The organism is Streptomyces spinoverrucosus (assembly GCF_006539505.1).
In the GTDB taxonomy this organism is placed as follows: domain Bacteria; phylum Actinomycetota; class Actinomycetes; order Streptomycetales; family Streptomycetaceae; genus Streptomyces; species Streptomyces spinoverrucosus.
Map to the genome: position 1 here is coordinate 1 of NZ_BJND01000084.1, position 19,380 is coordinate 19,380.

At 70.6% G+C, this 19,380-nt stretch carries 18 protein-coding genes and 1 riboswitch; of the genes, 15 read left to right on the forward strand and 3 right to left on the reverse strand.

The genetic code is table 11. The annotated features are described in order from the left end of the window. Positions 1–546: L,D-transpeptidase (locus tag SSP24_RS37505; RefSeq protein WP_141314897.1), on the forward strand; the 546-nt coding region annotated here is incomplete at its 5' end. A 7-nt stretch (positions 547–553) separates the two neighbouring features. Here the strand turns inward: SSP24_RS37505 and SSP24_RS37510 are convergent. Next, positions 554–955 carry a response regulator gene (locus tag SSP24_RS37510; protein ID WP_141314899.1) on the reverse strand — a complete coding sequence of 134 codons (402 nt, stop codon included), beginning with the start codon at positions 953–955 and terminating at the stop codon, positions 554–556. A 144-nt stretch (positions 956–1,099) separates the two neighbouring features. On the opposite strand from SSP24_RS37510, the gene ctaE reads away from it, so the two are divergent. From ctaE to SSP24_RS37545, 7 genes are all read left to right on the forward strand, one after another. Continuing rightward, entirely contained in the window at positions 1,100–1,720 is a 621-nt protein-coding gene (gene ctaE, locus SSP24_RS37515; RefSeq protein ID WP_141314901.1) for an aa3-type cytochrome oxidase subunit III, read from the forward strand. A 65-nt stretch (positions 1,721–1,785) separates the two neighbouring features. Then, complete coding sequence (qcrC, locus tag SSP24_RS37520; protein WP_141314903.1) at positions 1,786–2,598, forward strand: cytochrome bc1 complex diheme cytochrome c subunit; 813 nt, start codon at positions 1,786–1,788, stop codon at positions 2,596–2,598. Further along, a complete protein-coding gene (gene qcrA, locus SSP24_RS37525; RefSeq protein WP_141314905.1) occupies positions 2,595–3,653 on the forward strand; it encodes a cytochrome bc1 complex Rieske iron-sulfur subunit in 1,059 nt (352 codons plus the stop codon). Before qcrC ends, qcrA begins: the two co-directional genes overlap by 4 nt. Beyond that, positions 3,650–5,287, forward strand: coding sequence for a cytochrome bc1 complex cytochrome b subunit (qcrB, locus tag SSP24_RS37530; RefSeq protein WP_141314907.1), 1,638 nt, complete (start codon positions 3,650–3,652; stop codon positions 5,285–5,287). The genes qcrA and qcrB overlap by 4 nt, the downstream gene beginning before the upstream one ends. 137 nt (positions 5,288–5,424) lie before the next feature. Further along, a complete protein-coding gene (gene trpD, locus SSP24_RS37535) occupies positions 5,425–6,489 on the forward strand; it encodes an anthranilate phosphoribosyltransferase (protein ID WP_141314910.1) in 1,065 nt (354 codons plus the stop codon). 79 nt (positions 6,490–6,568) lie between these two features. Next, positions 6,569–6,685, forward strand: a riboswitch (SAM riboswitch). A gap of 128 nt (positions 6,686–6,813) precedes the next feature. Next, positions 6,814–8,175 carry an aminotransferase class V-fold PLP-dependent enzyme gene (locus tag SSP24_RS37540; RefSeq protein WP_141314912.1) on the forward strand — a complete coding sequence of 454 codons (1,362 nt, stop codon included), beginning with the start codon at positions 6,814–6,816 and terminating at the stop codon, positions 8,173–8,175. 67 nt (positions 8,176–8,242) lie between these two features. After that, the gene (locus tag SSP24_RS37545) at positions 8,243–10,405 is read left to right on the forward strand and encodes a protein kinase domain-containing protein (RefSeq protein ID WP_141314913.1); all 2,163 of its coding nucleotides are present in this window, start codon (positions 8,243–8,245) and stop codon (positions 10,403–10,405) included. A gap of 10 nt (positions 10,406–10,415) precedes the next feature. Here SSP24_RS37545 and SSP24_RS37550 read toward each other — a convergent pair whose 3' ends face one another. Then, positions 10,416–10,697: an Lrp/AsnC family transcriptional regulator gene (locus SSP24_RS37550; RefSeq protein ID WP_141314915.1), complete on the reverse strand. Its 282-nt coding sequence runs from the start codon at positions 10,695–10,697 to the stop codon at positions 10,416–10,418. Continuing rightward, the gene (locus tag SSP24_RS37555) at positions 10,694–11,428 is read right to left on the reverse strand and encodes a rhomboid family intramembrane serine protease (RefSeq protein WP_141314917.1); all 735 of its coding nucleotides are present in this window, start codon (positions 11,426–11,428) and stop codon (positions 10,694–10,696) included. Before SSP24_RS37555 ends, SSP24_RS37550 begins: the two co-directional genes overlap by 4 nt. Positions 11,429–11,601: 173 nt before the next feature. On the opposite strand from SSP24_RS37555, the gene SSP24_RS37560 reads away from it, so the two are divergent. The 7 genes from SSP24_RS37560 (at position 11,602) to SSP24_RS37590 (ending at position 19,256) form a co-directional block, all read left to right on the forward strand. Next, complete coding sequence (locus SSP24_RS37560; RefSeq protein ID WP_141314920.1) at positions 11,602–11,841, forward strand: hypothetical protein; 240 nt, start codon at positions 11,602–11,604, stop codon at positions 11,839–11,841. Between the two features lie 35 nt (positions 11,842–11,876). Beyond that, positions 11,877–13,226, forward strand: coding sequence for an NYN domain-containing protein (locus tag SSP24_RS37565; RefSeq protein ID WP_141314922.1), 1,350 nt, complete (start codon positions 11,877–11,879; stop codon positions 13,224–13,226). Positions 13,227–13,466: 240 nt separating this feature from the next. After that, positions 13,467–14,498: a C40 family peptidase gene (locus tag SSP24_RS37570; RefSeq protein WP_141314924.1), complete on the forward strand. Its 1,032-nt coding sequence runs from the start codon at positions 13,467–13,469 to the stop codon at positions 14,496–14,498. 247 nt (positions 14,499–14,745) lie between these two features. Then, positions 14,746–15,768, forward strand: coding sequence for a C40 family peptidase (locus SSP24_RS37575; RefSeq protein ID WP_141314926.1), 1,023 nt, complete (start codon positions 14,746–14,748; stop codon positions 15,766–15,768). A gap of 32 nt (positions 15,769–15,800) precedes the next feature. Then, the gene (locus tag SSP24_RS37580; protein WP_141314928.1) at positions 15,801–16,979 is read left to right on the forward strand and encodes a hypothetical protein; all 1,179 of its coding nucleotides are present in this window, start codon (positions 15,801–15,803) and stop codon (positions 16,977–16,979) included. A 150-nt stretch (positions 16,980–17,129) separates the two neighbouring features. Beyond that, a complete protein-coding gene (locus SSP24_RS37585; protein ID WP_141314930.1) occupies positions 17,130–18,767 on the forward strand; it encodes an alpha/beta hydrolase in 1,638 nt (545 codons plus the stop codon). 78 nt (positions 18,768–18,845) lie between these two features. Further along, positions 18,846–19,256: a VOC family protein gene (locus tag SSP24_RS37590; protein WP_141314932.1), complete on the forward strand. Its 411-nt coding sequence runs from the start codon at positions 18,846–18,848 to the stop codon at positions 19,254–19,256. Positions 19,257–19,380: the final 124 nt, after the last annotated feature.

The window sequence follows — 19,380 nt, forward strand, 5'->3', positions numbered from 1 at the left end:
ACGGGCGACCGGATCGTCGCCGTCGCGGACGGCGCCAGCCACTACATGACCGTCTACAAGAACGACAAGGAGATCAACTCCATCCCGATCACCATGGGCAAGCCAGGCTTCGAGACCCGCAACGGGGTCAAGGTGGTCATCGGCAAGGAGTACTTCGTACGGATGCGCGGCACCACGGTCGGCATCGCCGCGGGCACCTCGGAGTCGTACGACCTGCCCGTCTACTACGCCACCCGGGTCACCTGGAGCGGCGAGTACGTGCACGCCGCCCCCTGGTCCGTCGGCGACCAGGGCTCCGCCAACGTCAGCCACGGCTGCATCGGCATGCGGACCAGCAACGCCGCCTGGTTCTACGAGAACGTCCGCCCCGGCGACATCGTCAAGGTGGTCAACTCCTACGGCAACACCATGGAACCGTTCGGCAACGGCTTCGGCGACTGGAACGTCGACTGGGCGAAGTGGCGCAAGGGCAGCGCGCTGGTCACCGGCAACCCCGAGGGGCCGACAGAGGTGGACAGGGCGAGACTGAGGCCGCAGAGCGTCTGAACGCCCCTCAGGCGTTCGTAAGCCTCTTCTGCCGCAGCAGAGAAGCGAGCGCCGAGGCGAACTCCACCGGGTCCACAGGCAGCGTCACCGCGGCGTCGGCCCGGCTCCACGTGGCCAGCCACGCGTCCTGAGGGCGCCCGATGAGCAACAGCACCGGCGGGCAGTTGAACACCTCGTCCTTGATCTGCCGGCACACACCCATGCCGCCCATCGGCACGGCCTCACCGTCCAGGACGCAGACATCGATCCCGCCCTTGTCCAGCTCCCTGACGACGGCGCCCGGAGTCGCGCACTCGACGAACTCCACCACAGGGACGTCCGGAGCGGGCCTGCGGCCGGTCGCGAGCCGTACCTGCTGGCGGGTGTTGGAGTCGTCGCTGTAGACCAGCACGGTGGCGGTCGGCTGCATGGTTCCTCCGTGACTTCGGCGTCGTACGGCAAGGCCCGTGACGCGGATGCTACTCCCTTGAACACCACGTCAACACCAGTACGAAGCAGGGAGACACTCCGAACGGCACCCCCCGGAGTGAGGGCGGGATAAGCGACCGACATAATGTCGGTCGTGGCGACAGCAACGACAGTAGATACCGGGCACGCGCACCCGTCGGTCAATCGGCCGAACCTCACCAGCGTCGGAACCATCATCTGGCTGAGTTCCGAGCTGATGTTCTTCGCGGCCCTCTTCGCGATGTACTTCACCCTGCGATCGGTGACCGGTCCGGAGTTCTGGAGTGAGAAGGCCGCGGCCTTGAACTTCCCGTTCTCGGCGACCAACACCACGATCCTGGTGCTCTCCTCCCTCACCTGCCAGCTGGGCGTCTTCGCCGCCGAGCGCGGTGACGTCAAGAAGCTCCGGATGTGGTTCATCGTCACCTTCGTGATGGGTGCGATCTTCATCGGCGGTCAGGTCTTCGAGTACACCGAGCTGGTCAAGCACGAGGGCCTCTCGCTCTCCTCCGACCCGTACGGCTCGGTCTTCTACCTGACCACCGGCTTCCACGGCCTGCACGTGACGGGCGGACTCATCGCCTTCCTGCTGGTCCTCGGCCGTACCTACGCGGCCCGGAGGTTCACCCACGAGCAGGCGACCGCCGCCATCGTCGTGTCCTACTACTGGCACTTCGTCGACGTCGTCTGGATCGGCCTCTTCGCCACGATCTACATGATCAAGTAGCCCGGGACCCGCTCCCGCGCATTCCAGAAGACTCGACGCAGAAGATCCTGACACCGGGGTAATCCGTGAAAAAGCTCTCCGCACGACGACGCCATCCGCTGGCGGCGGTCGTCGTCCTACTCCTCGCGCTGGCGGCCACGGGGGTGCTGTACACCGCGCTCGCGCCTACGGGTAAGGCGCAGGCCGATGAAACCGCCCAGTCCCTCGCCATCGACGAGGGCAAGAAGCTCTACGCCGTCGGCTGCGCCAGCTGCCACGGCACCGGCGGTCAGGGCACCTCCGACGGTCCGAGCCTGGTCGGCGTGGGCGCGGCGGCCGTCGACTTCCAGGTCGGCACCGGCCGTATGCCGGCGGCGACCTCCCAGGGCGCCCAGGTGCCCCGGAAGAAGGTCATCTACAGCCAGGCCGAGATCGACCAGCTCGCGGCCTACATCGCCTCGCTCGGCGCCGGCCCGAACATCCCGACCAAGGAGCAGTACGGCACGGAGGGCGCGGACATCGCCGAGGGCGGCGAGCTGTTCCGCACCAACTGCGCGCAGTGCCACAACTTCACCGGCAAGGGCGGTGCGCTCACCAGGGGCAAGTACGCGCCGACCCTGGAAGACGTCGACCCGAAGCACATCTACGAGGCCATGCAGACCGGCCCGCAGAACATGCCCTCCTTCCCCGACACGACGCTGTCCGAGCAGAACAAGAAGGACATCATCGCGTACCTGGAGGCGGTCAACAGCTCCGATACGGAGAGCCCCGGAGGACTGGAGCTGGGCGGCCTCGGGCCGGTCAGTGAGGGCCTCTTCGGCTGGATCTTCGGTCTCGGCGGGCTGATCGCCGTCGCCGTGTGGGTCGCCGCCCGGACCGCAAAGGCCAAGAAGTCATGAGTAGCCAAGACATTCCAGAAGAGAAGCTGCCCGCCGAGCGGGCGAGCGCGCCCGGCGCGGTGGACGTCGCCGACGAGAAGAACCCGTTCGCGGACCCGGGCCTGCCGCCGCACGAGCACCGGATCCAGGACGTCGACGAGCGGGCCGCCAAGCGGTCCGAGCGCACCGTCGCCCTGCTGTTCACGGTGTCGATGCTGGCCACGGTCGCCTTCATCGCCGCGTTCGTGGCGATCCCGGTCGACAAGGCGGTCTACGTCTGGCCGCTCGGGCACATCAGCGCCCTGAACCTCGCGCTCGGCCTGACCCTCGGCCTCGCGCTGTTCTGCATCGGCGCGGGCGCGGTCCACTGGGCCCGCACCCTGATGTCCGACGTGGAGATCGCCGACGAGCGGCACCCGATCGAGGCCTCGCCCGAGGTCCGCGCGAAGGTCCACGCGGACTTCCGGCAGGGCGCCAAGGAGTCCGCGCTCGGCCGCCGCAAGCTGATCCGCAACACGATGTTCGGCGCGCTCACCCTGGTGCCGCTGTCCGGCGTCGTCCTGCTGCGCGACCTCGGCCCGCTGCCCGAGGAAAAGCTCCGCCACACCCTGTGGAAGAGGGGCAAGCTCCTCGTCAACATGAACACGAACGAGCCGCTGCGTCCCTCGGACGTCGCCGTCGGCTCGCTCACGTTCGCCAAGCCCGAGGGCCTGGAGGAGCACGACCACGACTTCCAGAACGAGATCGCCAAGGCGGCCCTGATGATCGTGCGGCTCCAGCCGGGCGACATCAAGGACAAGCGCGAGCTCGAGTGGTCGCACGAGGGCATCGTGGCGTACTCGAAGATCTGCACCCACGTCGGTTGCCCGATCTCGCTGTACGAGCAGCAGACGCACCACGTGCTGTGCCCCTGCCACCAGTCCACCTTCGACCTCTCCGACGGTGCCCGGGTCATCTTCGGCCCCGCCGGTCACGCCCTGCCGCAGCTGCGCATCGGCGTGAACGACGAGGGTTACCTCGAGGCGCTCGGCGACTTCGAAGAGCCCGTCGGTCCTGCATTCTGGGAGCGCGGATGAGCACTACGACCACCTCCGAGTCCCGCTCTCGCGGGAAGGCACCGGCCGGCGAGCGCGTCGCCGACTGGGCCGACGGCCGGCTCGGGATCTACTCCCTGGCCAAGGCCAACATGCGCAAGATCTTCCCGGACCACTGGTCCTTCATGCTGGGCGAGATCTGCCTGTACAGCTTCATCATCATCATCCTCACGGGTGTGTACCTGACGCTGTTCTTCCACCCGTCGATGAACGAGGTGGAGTACCACGGCAGTTACGTCCCGCTGCAGGGCCAGCTGATGTCGGAGGCGTTCGCCTCCACCCTGGACATCAGCTTCGACGTGCGCGGCGGTCTGCTGATCCGGCAGATCCACCACTGGGCGGCGATCATCTTCCTCGCCGGCATGTTCGTGCACATGATGCGCGTCTTCTTCACCGGTGCGTTCCGCAAGCCGCGTGAGATCAACTGGCTGTTCGGCTTCCTGCTGTTCGTCCTCGGCATGTTCACCGGTTTCACCGGTTACTCGCTCCCGGACGACCTGCTCTCCGGCACCGGTGTCCGCTTCACCCAGGGCGCGATCCTGTCCGTGCCGATCGTCGGCACGTACATCTCGTTCTTCCTGTTCGGCGGAGAGTTCCCGGGCACCGACTTCGTGGCCCGCTTCTACTCGATCCACATCCTGCTGCTGCCGGGCATCATGCTCGGTCTGGTGGTCGGCCACCTGATCCTGGTCTTCTACCACAAGCACACGCAGTTCGCGGGCCCCGGAAAGAGCAACAAGAACGTCGTCGGCATGCCGCTGCTGCCGGTCTACATGGCCAAGGCCGGAGGCTTCTTCTTCCTGGTCTTCGGTCTGATCGCGGCCCTGGCCGGCATCGCGAGCGTCAACCCGATCTGGGTCCTCGGCCCGTACCGGCCGGACCAGGTGTCCACGGGCGCCCAGCCCGACTGGTACATGGGCTTCGCCGAAGGCCTCGTCCGCGCCATGCCAGGCTGGGAGATCGACTTCTGGGGCCACACACTGGTCCTGGGCGTGTTCGTCCCGCTGGTGCTCTTCGGTCTGTTCCTCGGGGTGATCGCCCTCTACCCGTTCATCGAGTCGTGGATCACCGGGGACAAGCGCGAGCACCACATCCTGGACCGGCCGCGCAACGCCCCGACCCGCACCGCCTTCGGTGTCGCCTGGGTCACCGGCTACATGATCATGCTGATCGGTGGTGGCAACGACATCATCGCCACCCACTTCCATCTGTCGATCAACGCGGTCACGTGGTTCGTCCGGATCGGCTTCTTCGCCGGACCGATCCTCGCGTTCATCATCACCAAGCGGATCTGCCTCGGCCTGCAGCGCCGGGACAGGGACAAGGTGCTGCACGGCCGGGAGACCGGCACCATCAAGCGCCTGCCGCACGGTGAGTTCATCGAGGTCCACGAGCCGCTCAGCCAGGAGGCGCTGCACACGCTCACGGCACACGAGCAGTACAAGCCGGCCGAGATCGGCCCGACGGTCGACGAGAACGGTGTCGAGCGCAAGGTGAAGGGCTCCGAGAAGCTGCGCGCCAAGCTCAGCGACGCGTACTTCGGTGAGGACGCCCAGATCCCCAAGCCCACCGTCGAGGACTACAAGGAGATCACGAGCGGCCACGGCCACCACTGATCGCTGCACTCGCCACGCCACGGCGAAGGGCCCCGTCCGGTGTTCGGACGGGGCCCTTCGCCGTGCCTGGAGCTGGATAGGGTGGACCCTGTTCGAGACAGGTGTCCCGTGGGACGGGACCGACCCAGGAGCGGCTTATGAGCGCTGTGACCCCCGCTGGAGGCGACACCGCGGCGGGCCGCTCCTGGCCCGCCCTGCTGAACGGCCTGCTGGACGGCCGTGACCTGAGCGCCGACGACACCGCCTGGGCGATGGACCTGATCATGCGGGGCGAGGCGACGGACGCCCAGATCGCCGGGTTCGCGGTGGCACTGCGGGCCAAGGGCGAGACCGTCGAGGAGATCACCGGGCTCGTGCGCACGATGTACGAGCACGCGAACGTCATCGAGGTGCCGGGGGAGACGGTCGACATCGTCGGGACCGGCGGCGACGGTGCCAAGACGGTGAACATCTCGACCATGTCGGCGATCGTCATCGCCGGTACGGGTGCGAAGGTCGTCAAGCACGGCAACCGCGCCGCCTCCTCCGCCTCGGGCGCGTCCGATGTGCTGGAGAAGCTGGGCGTCAATCTGGAACTGACGCCGCAGCGGGTCGCGGAGGTTGCCGAGGAGGCCGGTATCACCTTCTGCTTCGCGGTGAAGTTCCATCCGGCGCTGCGTCATGTGGCGGCGGCGCGAGGACAACTGGGCATCCGGACGACGTTCAACTTCCTGGGCCCGCTCACGAACCCCGCCAAGGTCAACGCCCAGGCGGTCGGGGTCGCGGACCTCCGCATGGCGCCGATCGTCGCCGGTGTCTTCGCCGAGCGCGGCAACTCCTCGCTGGTCTTCCGCGGCGACGACGGCCTCGACGAGCTGACGACCACGTCGACGTCGAAGGTCTGGGTCGTCCGGGACGGCAAGGTCACCGAGGAGACCTTCGACCCGCGCGAGGCCGGCATCGACCTGGTGCCGGTGGAGGCGCTGCGGGGCGCGGACGCCTCGTACAACGCCGAGGTCGCCCGGCGTCTGCTGGACGGCGAGCCCGGCCCCGTACGGGACGCGGTGCTGCTGAACGCGGCGGCGGCGCTGGTGGCGCTGCGGCCGGGTGACGGGCCGCTGACCGAGCAGATCCGCGCCGGTATGCAGAAGGCGGCCGAGTCGATCGACTCCGGGGCCGCCAAGCGCGTCCTGGACCGCTGGGTGGCCGTCAGCAACGCGTAAATGGACGGAGTGTGGCGTGCGTCCCGCGATCCGGACTCGGGTTGCGGGACGCCGATTACTTCACGTACTTTCCTGTCCAGGTCATGAGTGACAGTCATCAGGCCCCGGCCGACTGTCCGGCAACCCTCCGTCCGTGGCGGGGTGCCCCGGGTGAAGACCAGGCCGTAGGCAGCGAGGTCTACGGCAAGCGCGGACCCCTCGCGAACCCAGGGGTCCTGGTCGTCGAGGAGCCTTCCGTGAGCAAGCGAATGCGCTAGGGCGTCGAGCCCCGCCTCCGCACACCCTTTTCTCTCTTTCCTCTCTGTCTCTCACGGGAGTTCCGCCATGTCCGTCTCCACCGCTGCCGCCGACCAGTCCGTTTGTTCCCCGCTGCCCGTTCTGGGCCGAGATGTCACCGTCCCGCTCGTCACCGGTGGCGAAGTCACCTACGCCGCCCTCGACTACGCGGCCAGCGCCCCCGCCCTCCAGCGCGTCTGGGACGACGTGGCGGCCTACGCGCCGTACTACGGCAGCGTCCACCGCGGCGCCGGCTACCTCTCCCAGCTCTCCACCGACCTGTTCGAGAACGCCCGCCGGACCGTCGCCGAGTTCCTCGACTGCCGGAGCGACGACCAGGTGGTGTTCACCCGGTCCACCACCGACTCGCTCAACCTGCTCGCCGCCGCCCTCCCCGCCGACTGCCAGGTCTTCGTCTTCGAGACCGAGCACCACGCCTCCCTGCTGCCCTGGCGGGACGCCCACGTCACCTACCTCAACGCGCCGCGCACTCCGCAGCAGGCCGTGCGGACCCTGGAGCGCGCGCTCGCCGAGCGTGAGCCCCACGGCCCGGCCCTGGTCTGCGTCACGGGCGCCTCCAACGTCACCGGCGAGCTGTGGCCGGTACGGGAGCTCGCCGCGGCCGCGCACACGCACGGTGCCCGGATCGTGCTGGACGCCGCCCAGCTCGCGCCCCACCACCCGGTGTCCGTACGGGAGTTGGACGTCGACTGGGTCGCCTTCTCCGGGCACAAGCTGTACGCACCCTTCGGCTCCGGCATCCTCGCCGGCCGCGCCGACTGGCTGCGCGAGGCCGAGCCGTACCTCGCGGGCGGCGGCGCCAGCCGCAAGGTCGCCCGGCGGGCGGACGGCGGCGTGGACGTCGAGTGGCACGACAGCGCCGCCCGGCACGAGGCGGGCTCCCCGAACGTCATCGGCGCCTACGCCATCGCGTCGGCCTGCAAGGCCCTCACCGAGGCCGGTTTCGACACGCTGGTCGCCCGCGAGCAGCACCTGATCGAAAAGGTGAAGGACGGACTCGCCGAGGTCCCCGAGGTCAGGATCCTGTCCCTGTTCGGCGACGACGCCCCCCGCGTCGGTGTGCTCTCCTTCGTCGTCGACGGCTGGAACAGCTCGCACTTCGCCGCCGCCCTGTCCGCCGAGTACGGCATCGGCGTCCGCGACGGCCTCTTCTGCGCCCACCCCCTCGTCCGCACCCTGCTCGGCAGCGACCCGCAGAGCCAGGGCGAGTGCGGTGCCCCCGAGGCGGCTCCCGGCGAGAAGTCGCTCAACGCGATCCGGGTGAGCTTCGGGGCGGGCACGCCGGACGAGCATGTCGAGCGGTTCGTCGGGGCGGTGCGGGAACTGGTCCGCGACGGCGCGAAGTGGAACTACCGGACAGTGGACGGGCGTTGCGTCCCCGCCGTGTGAACCGCTGACGCGGCCACGGCGTAAACGCTCCCCTCGGCAGCCGTACGCGGGACAGGGGGAGCACGGGGTGCAGGCGCTGCGGGAGACGGATCCCCGTCGGATCGGGCCCTACGAGGTCCGGGGCAGGCTCGGTGCCGGTGGCATGGGTGAGGTGTATCTCGCCGAGGCGCGGGGCGGACTGCGGCTGGCCGTGAAGGTGGTGCGGGCCGAGCACGCGGAGGACCGCACGTTCCGTGCCCGGTTCCGGCAGGAGGTGCGGGCCGCGCAGACGGTGGGCGGGACGGGCACGTACACCGCGCGGGTCGTCGACGCCGACACCGAGGCCGAACGCCCCTGGATGGCCACGGAGTTCGTCGACGGACCCAACCTGCGGGACGCCGTGCTGGACCACGGGCCGCTGCCCGAGGACGCGGTGCTCGTCCTCGCGGCGGCGCTCGGTGAGGCGCTGGCCGCCATCCACGCCAAGGGGATGGTCCACCGCGACCTCAAGCCGTCCAACATCCTGCTCGCGCAGGACGGCCCGCGGGTCATCGACTTCGGGATCGTACGGGCCCTGGAGGCGACCTCGCTGACCCGGACCGGGACGATCGTCGGCTCGGTCGGCTATGTCTCGCCGGAACAGATCCGCAACGGCGCCGAGGTGGGCCCGGCCAGCGACGTCTTCTCGCTGGGCGCGGTCCTCGCGTACGCCGCGAGCGGCAGGGAGCCCTTCGGGGAGGGCCAGGACTCGGTGATCCTGCTGCGGATCCTGACCCGGGACTTCGATCTGTCCGCGGTGCCGAAGGGGGTGCTGCCGCTGGTCGAGTCGTGCCTGCGGGCGGAGCCGCAGGAGCGGCCCACTCCGCAGGCCCTGGTCGCGGAGGCCGGGCACACCGGCGGCTCGCTGCGGGACAGCACCCGGCCGGGCTGGCTGCCCTTCACCCCGGAGCGGGCCGGGGACGACGAGCGCTGGCTGCCGGACCGGGACTCCGGTCCGGAGCGGAGCCGGGTGGAGTACCTCGCCCCGCACACGGTGGTCTCCGAGGCCCGGCCGGGCGCCGACGTGCCGCAGAGTGCACCCTCCGGTCGGGGGTCGTCGCGGCGCCGCCTGCTCACCTCGGCCGCCGGAGGGCTGCTGGCGGCCGGTGTGGCGGTGGGCGGGGTCTACCTGACCCGGGAGCGCGACGCGGGCGGCGACGCCGGTGGCTCACCGTCCGGCACGCCCGCCCCCGGCGATGGTGTGTCCGCCGCGCCGGCCTCGGTCGTCTGGCAGTTCGAGACCGGGCCCCTGTTCTACGCCGCCGGGTCCGGGCCGTGCGTGGCGCTCGCGCCGAACGACGACGTCGTCTACGCCGCCGGCGAGGACGGCACCCTGTGGGCGATCAACTCCGACGGCACCCTGCTCTGGAAGGTGGACTTCGACGGGCTGACGCCGACGCCCCCGGCGGTCACCGCGGACGGCGTCTTCTGCGCCCTCACCGCCGAGCTGCCCGGCTCGGAGCGGCTCGTGGCGGTGAGCCATGGCGGCGACCGTCTGTGGGCCAGGGATCTGCCGTCCCGCAGTTTCGAGATGCCCGCGGTCACCGAGGAGGGCCTGGTGCTCGTCGGCTACGGCGACCTGGGCGCCGGAGGCGTACGCGCCTACGCCGTCGACGGCACCCTGAGCTGGACGCGGACGCTGGCCGGGGCGCCGGATGTGGCGCCCGTGGTGGTCGACGGGACGGTGTACGTGGGCTGCTACGACGACCACCTGTACGCCCTCGACGCCACCACGGGTGACGTGGCGTGGCGGACGGAGCTGGACAGCGACGTGGCGCAGCCGGGCGTCTCCGTCACCCAGGGCATGGTCGTGGCCAGCACGAACAACGACGCCAACATCCTGTACGGCATCACGACCGACGGGAAGCGAGTGTGGCAGCGGCCCGGCCAGGGCGGCGCCATCTACTCCTCCGCCTTCACCTTCGGCTCGCTGGCCCTGGCCAGGGTCGGCACCACACTGGTGGCGAGCTCACTGAAGGACGGCGCCCGGATGTGGACGTACGGCCCCTGCCACTCGGACCCGGCGCCCACCGCCGGCGCCGTACTGCTGCGCTCCGGCGGCGAGCTGCACGCCGTGGCCGCGGACGGCACCCTGCGCTGGAAGGTCACCGTCGGCGACCCCGGCGAACGCCGCCTGAGCCCCGTCGTCCGCGGCACCCGCGTCTACGTCCCGTCCGCCAAGGGCCTCGCGGCGGTCAATGTCACCGGCTGAGCAGCACCGGCTAACTGTCCAGCCCGATCGCGAACGCCGCCTCCAGGTCGTGCTGGGAGTAGGTCCGGAACGCCACGTGTGTGTCCGTCGCCTCCACGCCGGGGATCTTGCTGATGCTGCCGGGGATGACGTCGGCGAGGTCGTCGTGGCGCTTCACCCGGACCATGGCGATCAGGTCGTAGGTGCCGGTGACGGAGAAGACCTCGCTGACGGAGTCCAGCGCGGCGATCTGCTCGGCGATCTCGGGGATCCGGTCCACGCTGGTCTTGATCAGGACGATCGCGGTGATCACGGCTGGTTCTCTCCCTCGGGGGCCGGAGCTGGGGCGGCCTTCACTCTAGTCGCACGGCCATAGCGCGCCCACGCGTAACCGAAGCCCAGGCCGAAGCCCACCAGGTGGGCCAGATAGGCCACCCCCGGCCCGCTGGACGCCCGGCCCGCCGCCAGCCACTGCAGGGCCACCCAGAACGGCAGCACCACCCAGGCCGGGAAGCGCAGCGGCAGAAAGAACAGGAACGGCAGGAGGCTGGTCACCCGGGCTCGGGGAAAGAGGAACAGGAAGGCGCCGAGCACCGCCGAGATCGCGCCCGACGCGCCGACCAGGGACCGCTCGGAGTCGGCGTTGGCCGCCGCGTACCCCAGCAGCGCGAGATAGCCGCAGCCGACGTAGAAGAGGGTGAACTCGACGCGGCCCATCCGTTCCTCGGTCATCACCCCGAAGACGTAGAGGAAGAGCATGTTGCCGAGCAGGTGCACCCAGCTGCCGTGCACGAAGAGGGCCGTGGCCGGGGTGAGGGCGGCCCTCGGGGCGCCCTCGAACAGTTCTGCGGGGATCACCCCCCAGTGGCGGAAGTACGACCGCTGTGCGGCGAGCAGCTCGTCGCCGGAGCCGTACGCCGGACTGAGGCCCGAGGCCGGGCCGATCAGGAAGATCAGGCAGCACAGGGCGATCAGTCCGTACATCACCGGCGCCTGCGGTCGGCGGACCGCCCGGCGGCCCACCGCGCTCCAGAGGCTGATCATGGACACAGAGCATGACGTAAGCGGACGCAACCGCACAGACCGCCTCGCCGCCCGGGACGGGCGGGCGTCGGGTACCCGCCAGGCCGTAGGGTTACGAGCCACACGCTCCAGGGAAACTGGCGCATCACGGAAACTACGCATCACCGAAACTAGAAGGAAAGCGAACAGCCACGATGACGGTTCCCCTGCCGACCGAGACCACGCGGTGGCGCTGCACCCTCTGCGGCAATCTGACGCGCTTCGACGTGACCCGCTCCTCGAAGGTCGTCGAGTACGTCCACCTCGACCTCGCCGGTGAGCCGAGGGTCGAGGAGCGCGAGGTGGTCAGTGAGACCATCGAGTCGGTGCGGTGCCGGTGGTGCAACGCCGTGGATCAGGTGGAACTCGTGGACAGGCCGGGCGCCGGCTCCTGACAGGGACCGGCCCCGCAGGGGCATTGGGGTGACGGATGGTGGAGACCGCAGGCGGGGGGCCGGGCGACGGCGCCGCTGAGGTGCTCGACCGTCCGCTGCCCGAAGGAGTACGCCGGAAGGTCGTACAGATCGTCTCCGACGGCTTCGGCGGGCTGACGATGGCCGAACTGCCCGCACAGCTGCGACAGTACGCCCGGTTCGCCCCGAATCGCCGGGCCAAGTTCGCCGGTAACGCGATGGCCGCTGCGCTGGAGACCGACCCGCTGTTCCGGCAGCGCATCGGGGAGAAGTTCCGCGAGGCCCAGCCCGAGCTGGCCGGTGCCCTCGACGCCGGATCGCCGCCGCCGGCCGCGGATCCGCTGGACGTGGCGGCCGCCGCGTATGTGCTGCGCCCGATCGGCTGGGTGAAGCTGGTCGCCGCCGCCGGCGAGGAGGCCCAGCGGGCCGACGCCGAGCGCGCCGACGAGGAGAACCGCGCCGAACTGGAGCGGCTGCGCACCGAACTCGCCGCCGCCCGCGACCAGACCCGCGCCGAGACCGAGCGGCTGCGCGCCGAGCTGGACGGCGCCCGCAAGGAAGCCGAATCGCTGCACCGCAAGCTGCGGGCCGCGCTCAGCGACGTCAAGCGCGGTGAGGCGGCGCTGCGCAAGGTGCAGGGCGAGATGGAGGCCGTACGCGCAGAGGGCCAGGCCCAGGTGTCCGCCGCCGAGAGCGAGACGCGGCGGCTGAAGGCGCGGCTGGGAGAGGCGGAGGCGGCCCTGGAGGCCACCCGCCGGGCCGCGCGCGAGGGGCGCAGCGTCGAGGACATGCGGGTACGGCTGCTGCTCGACACCGTGCTGGACGCGGCGCAGGGGCTGCGCCGGGAACTGGCGCTGCCGCCGGTGTCCGTACGCCCCGCCGAGACCGTGGACGCGGTCGAACCGGGACGAATGACCCCGAAGGACATCGCCGCACGGGCGTTGTCCGAGCACGACCCCGCGATCCTCGACCAGCTTCTCGCACTGCCGCAGGCCCATCTGGTCGTCGACGGCTACAACGTCACCAAGACCGGCTATCCCCAAATGCCGCTGGAGAAGCAGCGGTTGCGGCTGCTCGGGCAGCTCTCGCAGCTCGCCGCGCAGTCCGGCGCCGAGGTGACCTGTGTCTTCGACGGGGCCGAACTGGCCGCGCCGGTGCTGCTGGCGCCGCCGCGCGGAGTGCGGGTGCTGTTCTCCAAACCGGGCGTCACCGCCGACGAGTTGATCCGCCAGCTGGTGCGCGCCGAGCCGCCCGGGCGTCCGGTCATCGTCGTCTCGACCGACCGCGAGGTGGCCGACGGGGTGGCCCGGGCGGGGGCGCGGCCGGTGGCGTCGGCGGTGCTCCTGAAGCGCCTCTCACGCAGCTGACGTACGTCCCAAGCGCCACGCATGTCCCAACCGTGCAATGTGCCCAGGGAATGCCCGAATTGACGGACCCGTCACGCAACGTAGCGTCAACACGCATCACTGCACGTGAGTTGTAGGTAAAGGATGCGCTCGGTCACCGAGATTTTTCATGTGAGGATTTGATCTGATCACAGCGAGGTCACTAGGGTCTGGCCTCGAACCTCCGATCGGGTGATCACTCACAAGAAGGAGATTGCCCCCGTGGCGTCCCACCGTCGACCCAAGCAGCCCAGTCGCACACGCGTGACCGTGCTGACCACCGCAGCCGCCGCTGCCGTCGCCCTCAGCTCGCAGGCCGCCAACGCCGCGCCGAGCGAGAAGCCGAGCAAGGACGAGGTCAAGGCCAAGGTCGACAAGCTCTACGAGGAGGCCGAGCAGGCCACCGAGAAGTACAACGGGGCCAAGGAGAAGCAGGAGAAGCTCCAGAAGGAGATCTCCACCATCCAGGACAACGTCGCCCGTGGCCAGGAAGAGGTCAACGAGCTGCGCGACGGCCTCGGTTCGATGGCCAGCGCCCAGTACCGCTCGGGCGGCATCGACCCCTCCCTGCAGCTCTTCCTCTCCGCCGACCCGGACGACTACCTCGACAAGGCGTCCACGCTCGACCAGTTGAGCGCCCAGCAGGTCGACGCGCTGAAGAAGATCCAGGACAAGCAGCGCGAACTCGCTCAGGAGCGCGCCGAGGCCTCCGACAAGCTCAAGGACCTCGCCGCCACCCGCAGCGAACTGGGCAAGAAGAAGAAGGAAGTTCAGGGCAAGCTCGCCGAGGCGCAGAAGCTGCTCAACTCCCTCACCGCCGCCGAGAAGGCGGCCCTCGACGCCGCGCAGGACCGCGCCAGCCGCGAGAGCGAGCGCACCGCCCTCAGCTCCGGTGCCCCCGCCACCGGCCGCGCTGCCTCCGCCTACTCGGCCGCCCAGAGCAAGATCGGCTCGCCTTACGTCTACGGCGCCTCCGGCCCGTCCTCCTTCGACTGCTCCGGCCTCACCTCCTGGGCCTTCGCCCAGGCCGGCATCTCCATCCCGCGCACCTCGCAGGCGCAGGCCAACGCCGGCACCCGGATCTACTCGCAGAGCGACCTCCAGGTGGGCGACCTGGTGATCTTCTACGGCGACCTGCACCACGTCGGCTTCTACGCGGGCAACGGCCAGGTGCTGCACGCCCCGCGCTCCGGCACGGTCGTGCGCTACGAGTCGATCAACAACATGCCGTACCAGTTCGGCGTCCGGATCTGAAAAGCCGCACAGCCGCTTCAAGATCAGGACCCCGTGCCGCCCGTTCGGGCGAATTACGGGACCGGTCTGTGACCCCACACCCCGCCCATGACCTGCGTCAGCGGCGGAGTGAGGCGTTGTAGGCCCCCCGAGCTCTTTGGCCGGTGCCCCACGACAGGGCTACTGTCTGCCGCGTTTCCCCCACGTCGGGCTGCCGCCCGGCGCCGGGGGATTTTCCTGTCCGCCAGTGGAAGGAGCGCGGCTTCTCGTGGGGTCTCATCGCCGCCTTGCACCGTCCGGGTTCGACCAGGGCGCCTGCGTGGCGCGTCTCGCCGTCGGCGTGGTGTCGGCCGCCGCGGCCGCTTTCACCGCCGTACCGGCGCAGGCCGCGCCGTTCGACGACACCCGCGCCGAGGTGGACCGCCTCTACGCGGAGGCCGAGAAGGCCACCGAGGCCTACAACCAGGCCGACGAGCGCGCCGACGCGCTGCACGGGCAGGTGCGCCGGGCGCAGGACCGGATCGCCCGGCAGCAGCAGAGCATCAACTCCATGCGGGAGGCGCTGGGTTCGCTGGCCGGCGCCCAGTACCGGCAGGGCGGCCTCGACCCCGCCCTCGCCCTGCTGTTCTCCGACAACCCGGAGGACTACCTCGACAAGGCCGCCGTCCTGGACCGGATCAGCGTGCACCACGCCGGGCAGCTGAGGGACCTCCAGGAGGCCATGCGCACGCTCACCCAGGAGCGCGCCCAGGCCGCCGAGAGGCTCGGTGAGCTGGAGAAGAGCCGCCAGGCCGTCGCCGCCCACAAGCGCACCGTCGAGAAGAAGCTCGCCGAGGCCCGCGCACTCCTCAACGCCCTGCCCTACGACGAACGCGCCGCGTATGACCGGGCCTCCCGCTCCGGCCGCTTGGACCTGCCCGACCTCGGGGGTGCCGTCCCCGCCTCCGGCCGCGCCGCCGCCGCGGTCGCCGCCGCCCGCGCCGCACTCGGCAAGCCCTATGTGTGGGGCGCGGCCGGTCCCGGCGGCTTCGACTGCTCCGGCCTGATGCAGTGGTCGTACGCGCAGGCCGGGATCGCGATCCCCCGCACCTCGCAGGCCCAGCGCGTGGCCGGCCGACAGGTCCCGCTCTCCGAGGCCCGGCCCGGTGACCTGATCACCTACCGGGACGACGCCAGCCATGTCGGGATGTACATGGGCAACGGCCAGGTCATCCACGCCCCCTACCCGGGCGCGCCGGTGCGCTACGACCCGGTCGGCATGATGCCGGTCGCGGGGGTCACCAGGGTCTGACCGGGCGGCGCGGGCCCCGTACGATCGGGCAGGTGGCAGGTCGAAGGCGGGCGTCGGGTTCCTCGGTCGTGGCGCTGTGCCTGCTGCTCGTCTCCCTGGTCGGCTGCGGGGGCGGGCCCGCCACCGACACCGCACGGGCCGAGGTGCAGCGGCTGCTCGACCGGCGGGCGGCCGCGGTCCTCGACCACGACGAGAGCGGGTACCGGCGGACCGGCACGGCGACCGGTTTCGCCCAGGTGCGTGCGCTGCCGCTGGCGGACTGGTCGTACCGGCTGACGGATCTGCACCGCACCGGCGACGAGGCCACCGCGGACGCCGAACTGCGCTACCGGATAGCGGGATTCGACAAGGCGCCGGTGACGGCCGGGCGCACCCTGGGCCTGACCCGGGACGCGGACGGCGACTGGTCCGTCACCTCCGACCGGCCCGCGCGGAACTCCGCCGAGCAGCTGTGGGACCGGGGTGCGGTGACCGCCGTCCGGGGCGAGCACAGCCTGGTGCTCGGGGTCGGGCAGTCCCGCAAGACGCTGGGGCTGTACGCGGATCTGGGGGACCGGGCCGTGCCCGCGGTGTCGCGGGCGTGGGGCACGGACTGGAGCGGGCACGTCGTCGTGCTCGTACCGCAGTCGCTGGAGGCGATGGCCGGACTGCTCGGGGCGCCCGCCACCTCCTACCGGGGGATCGCCGCGGTGACCACCGGCGAGACGGGGACGGGGACGGCGCGGGCGCCCGCCGACCGGATCATCGTCAACCCCGAGGCGTACGGCGTCCTGGGCTCCGTCGGCAAGCAGGTGGTCCTCACCCACGAGACCACCCATGTCGCCACCCGCACCCACACCAACTCCGGCACCCCGCTGTGGCTCTCGGAGGGATACGCCGACTGGGTCGGCTACCGCGACAGCGGCCGCACCCCGGCCGAGGCCGCGCCGGAGCTGGCCCGGTCGGTGGCCGCCGGGGACGTGCCGACCGCACTCCCGGCCAACACCGACTTCGGCTTCACCGCCGACTCGAACGCGCTGGCCCAGGCCTACGAGGGCGGCTGGATGGCCTGCCGCCTGATCGAGGATCGGTGGGGCGAGCGGCGGCTCGGCGAGTTCTACCGCGCGGTGGGGGCGAACGGCCTGGAGGCGGCCCTGACGGAGGTGCTGGGGACCTCGGTGGAGGAGTTCACGGGGTGGTGGCGGGAGTATCTGCTGGCTGAGTTCGGCTGAGGCGGGTGTGAGGTGGGGGCGCCCCACCTACCCCCCATTTGTCTGCGCTTGGCTCGCGCGTTCTGCCGGAACTCGGTGTTGTGGACATGCATGCGCACCGACGTCCAGAGCTCGGGCGGCGTCGGGCGCTCAGCCGCGAATGGACAAGGCATGCACATATCTGAACCCGGAGCAGGCCGTCGGAGTTGTGCCGCGCTCATCGCCGCCATCGTGACCTGCTCGACGGCACTGACCGGACCGAGCCTTGCCACGGCCGACGGTACGCCGAAACCTTCGGCGCCCGCCCTGGAGCTGGACTGGAGCCCCTGCGCTACGGGCAGCCAGTTCGACTGCGCGACCGCGAAGGTGCCGCTGGACCACCGCAACCCCGGCGGGCGCAGCGTCGACCTGGCGGTCGTCAAGCGGAAGGCGACCGGCCCCGGACGACGGATCGGCACCCTGTTCTTCAACCCCGGCGGACCCGGTGGGCCGGGAACGGTCCAGATGCCCCAGAACTACGAGTTCTTCCCGCGCGAGGTGCGGGAGCGGTTCGACATCGTCAGCTGGGATCCCCGCGGAGTCGGCAGCAGCACCGCGGTGAACTGCTTCGCGGGTCCCAAGCAAGCCGCCGCCTGGGACGCGAGCAAAGCGGCGGGCTTCCCGGTGGGCGAACAGGAGCGGACGGCCTTCATCGCCGCGTACAAGGATCTGGCCCGGCACTGCCGGCAGCGTGACCCCGAACTACTGCGCCATGTGTCGACCGCCGACACCGCCCGCGACCTCGACCTGCTGCGCCAGGCCGTGGGCGACGCCCAGCTCACCTACCTCGGGATCTCCTACGGGACCTTCCTGGGCGCCACCTACGCCAACCTCTTCCCGGGCAAAGTCCGCGCCATGGTCCTCGACAGCAACTGGGACCCGCAGGCCTGGACGAACCAGGCCTCCGACGCCGCCCCTCGGTTCACGACCTTCCAGCGCTTGGGCTCGGACCGCAGCGCGGCGTCGGTCCTGGACCAGTTCCTCACCCTGTGCGGGTCCGCCGCCACCGCCCGCTGCGCCTTCTCCGCCGGTGACCCGAAGGCGACCCGGGACAAGTTCGACCGGCTGATGCGGCGGCTGCGCGAGCATCCCGTGGGCGCGTGGACCTACGGAGGGACGGTCGCCGACGTGGTGACCAGCCTCTACACCACTCAGGGGTGGACGGACCTCGCCGACAGGCTGCAGGACCTGTGGCAGGGCCGCGTCGCGGAGCCGTCCCCGCTCCCGTCCGCGCCGCCGGTCCCGAATCCGAATCCGTACGTGGGCGAAGAACAGGCCGCTGCGGTGCTCTGCGGCGACAGCCCGAATTCGCGTGACCCCGGCGCTTACGAGGCCCTGGAGCAGGCGAGCGCCACCCGCGCGGGCGACGCCGGACGCTTCTGGGCCTGGGCCACCGCAGCGTGTGCCTCCTGGCCTGCCGCAGCGGCAAACCCTTATCGCGGCCCGTGGAACAAGCCGACGGCGAATCCGATCCTGGTGGTCGGCACCCTCTACGACCCCTCCACTCCCTACCAGGGCGCGCAGGCCATGGCCAAGGAACTGGCCGACGCCCGGCTGCTCACCAACATCGGGTATGGGCACACCGCACTGATCAACCCGAGCGACTGCATTCAGGCACACGAGAGCCGCTACCTCATCAAGGGCACCCTCCCGCCGGTGGGAACAACGTGCCGGCAGAACGCGCAGCCCTTCTCCGCCCCCGATCCGCAAGGCGCTGTCGACGCGGGCGAGGGCGGGATGGCCGGCCTCCTTCTGAGCCGGCCCCAGTAGGGCGCTCTTCCGTAGGCGTCGGGAACCGGTCAGGAATCGAGAAGCGTCGGCGGGCGGGGCGCGCCTAGCGTGAGGGGCATGGACATCCGCATTTACGCGAGCTTCCTGCCGCACGACGACCCGGACGCCTCCCTGGCCTTCTACCGGGACACCCTCGGCTTCGAGGTTCGCGACGACGTCGGATATGACGGGATGCGGTGGATCACGGTCGGTCCCGTCGGTCAGCCCGGTACGTCCATCGTGCTGCAGCCGCCGGTCACCGATCCCGGTGTCACCGAGGACGAGCGCCGCACCATCGTCGAGATGATGGCCAAGGGGACCTACGCCAGGATCCTCCTGGCCAGCCGCGACCTCGACGGCGTCTTCGCGCGGCTGCGGGCCGGTGACGCCGAGATCGTCCAGGCGCCGACCGAGCAGCCGTACGGCGTCCGGGACTGCGCCGTGCGCGATCCGGCGGGCAATCTGGTCCGGATCCAGGAGCTGCGCTGAGCGCCGACCTGGGCAGACGGTCGTATCGACGAAGGACAGTCACGCAAGCCGTTCGAAGCTGGTTGGATCGAGCCGGGCGACGACGCCGGCGGAGGCCGAGACGGCGGCCCCCGCCCCGAAGGAT

Excerpts from the sequence above, each read along its gene's own strand:
- SSP24_RS37510 (WP_141314899.1), bottom strand. The coding sequence starts at position 955 with ATGCAGCCGACCGCCACCGTGCTGGTCTACAGCGACGACTCCAACACC.
- ctaE (WP_141314901.1), top strand. The coding sequence starts at position 1,100 with ATGTCGGTCGTGGCGACAGCAACGACAGTAGATACCGGGCACGCGCAC.
- qcrA (WP_141314905.1), top strand. The coding sequence starts at position 2,595 with ATGAGTAGCCAAGACATTCCAGAAGAGAAGCTGCCCGCCGAGCGGGCG.
- qcrB (WP_141314907.1), top strand. The coding sequence starts at position 3,650 with ATGAGCACTACGACCACCTCCGAGTCCCGCTCTCGCGGGAAGGCACCG.
- trpD (WP_141314910.1), top strand. The coding sequence starts at position 5,425 with ATGAGCGCTGTGACCCCCGCTGGAGGCGACACCGCGGCGGGCCGCTCC.
- SSP24_RS37540 (WP_141314912.1), top strand. The coding sequence starts at position 6,814 with ATGTCCGTCTCCACCGCTGCCGCCGACCAGTCCGTTTGTTCCCCGCTG.
- SSP24_RS37555 (WP_141314917.1), bottom strand. The coding sequence starts at position 11,428 with ATGATCAGCCTCTGGAGCGCGGTGGGCCGCCGGGCGGTCCGCCGACCG.
- SSP24_RS37560 (WP_141314920.1), top strand. The coding sequence starts at position 11,602 with ATGACGGTTCCCCTGCCGACCGAGACCACGCGGTGGCGCTGCACCCTC.
- SSP24_RS37565 (WP_141314922.1), top strand. The coding sequence starts at position 11,877 with ATGGTGGAGACCGCAGGCGGGGGGCCGGGCGACGGCGCCGCTGAGGTG.
- SSP24_RS37585 (WP_141314930.1), top strand. The coding sequence starts at position 17,130 with ATGCACATATCTGAACCCGGAGCAGGCCGTCGGAGTTGTGCCGCGCTC.
- SSP24_RS37590 (WP_141314932.1), top strand. The coding sequence starts at position 18,846 with ATGGACATCCGCATTTACGCGAGCTTCCTGCCGCACGACGACCCGGAC.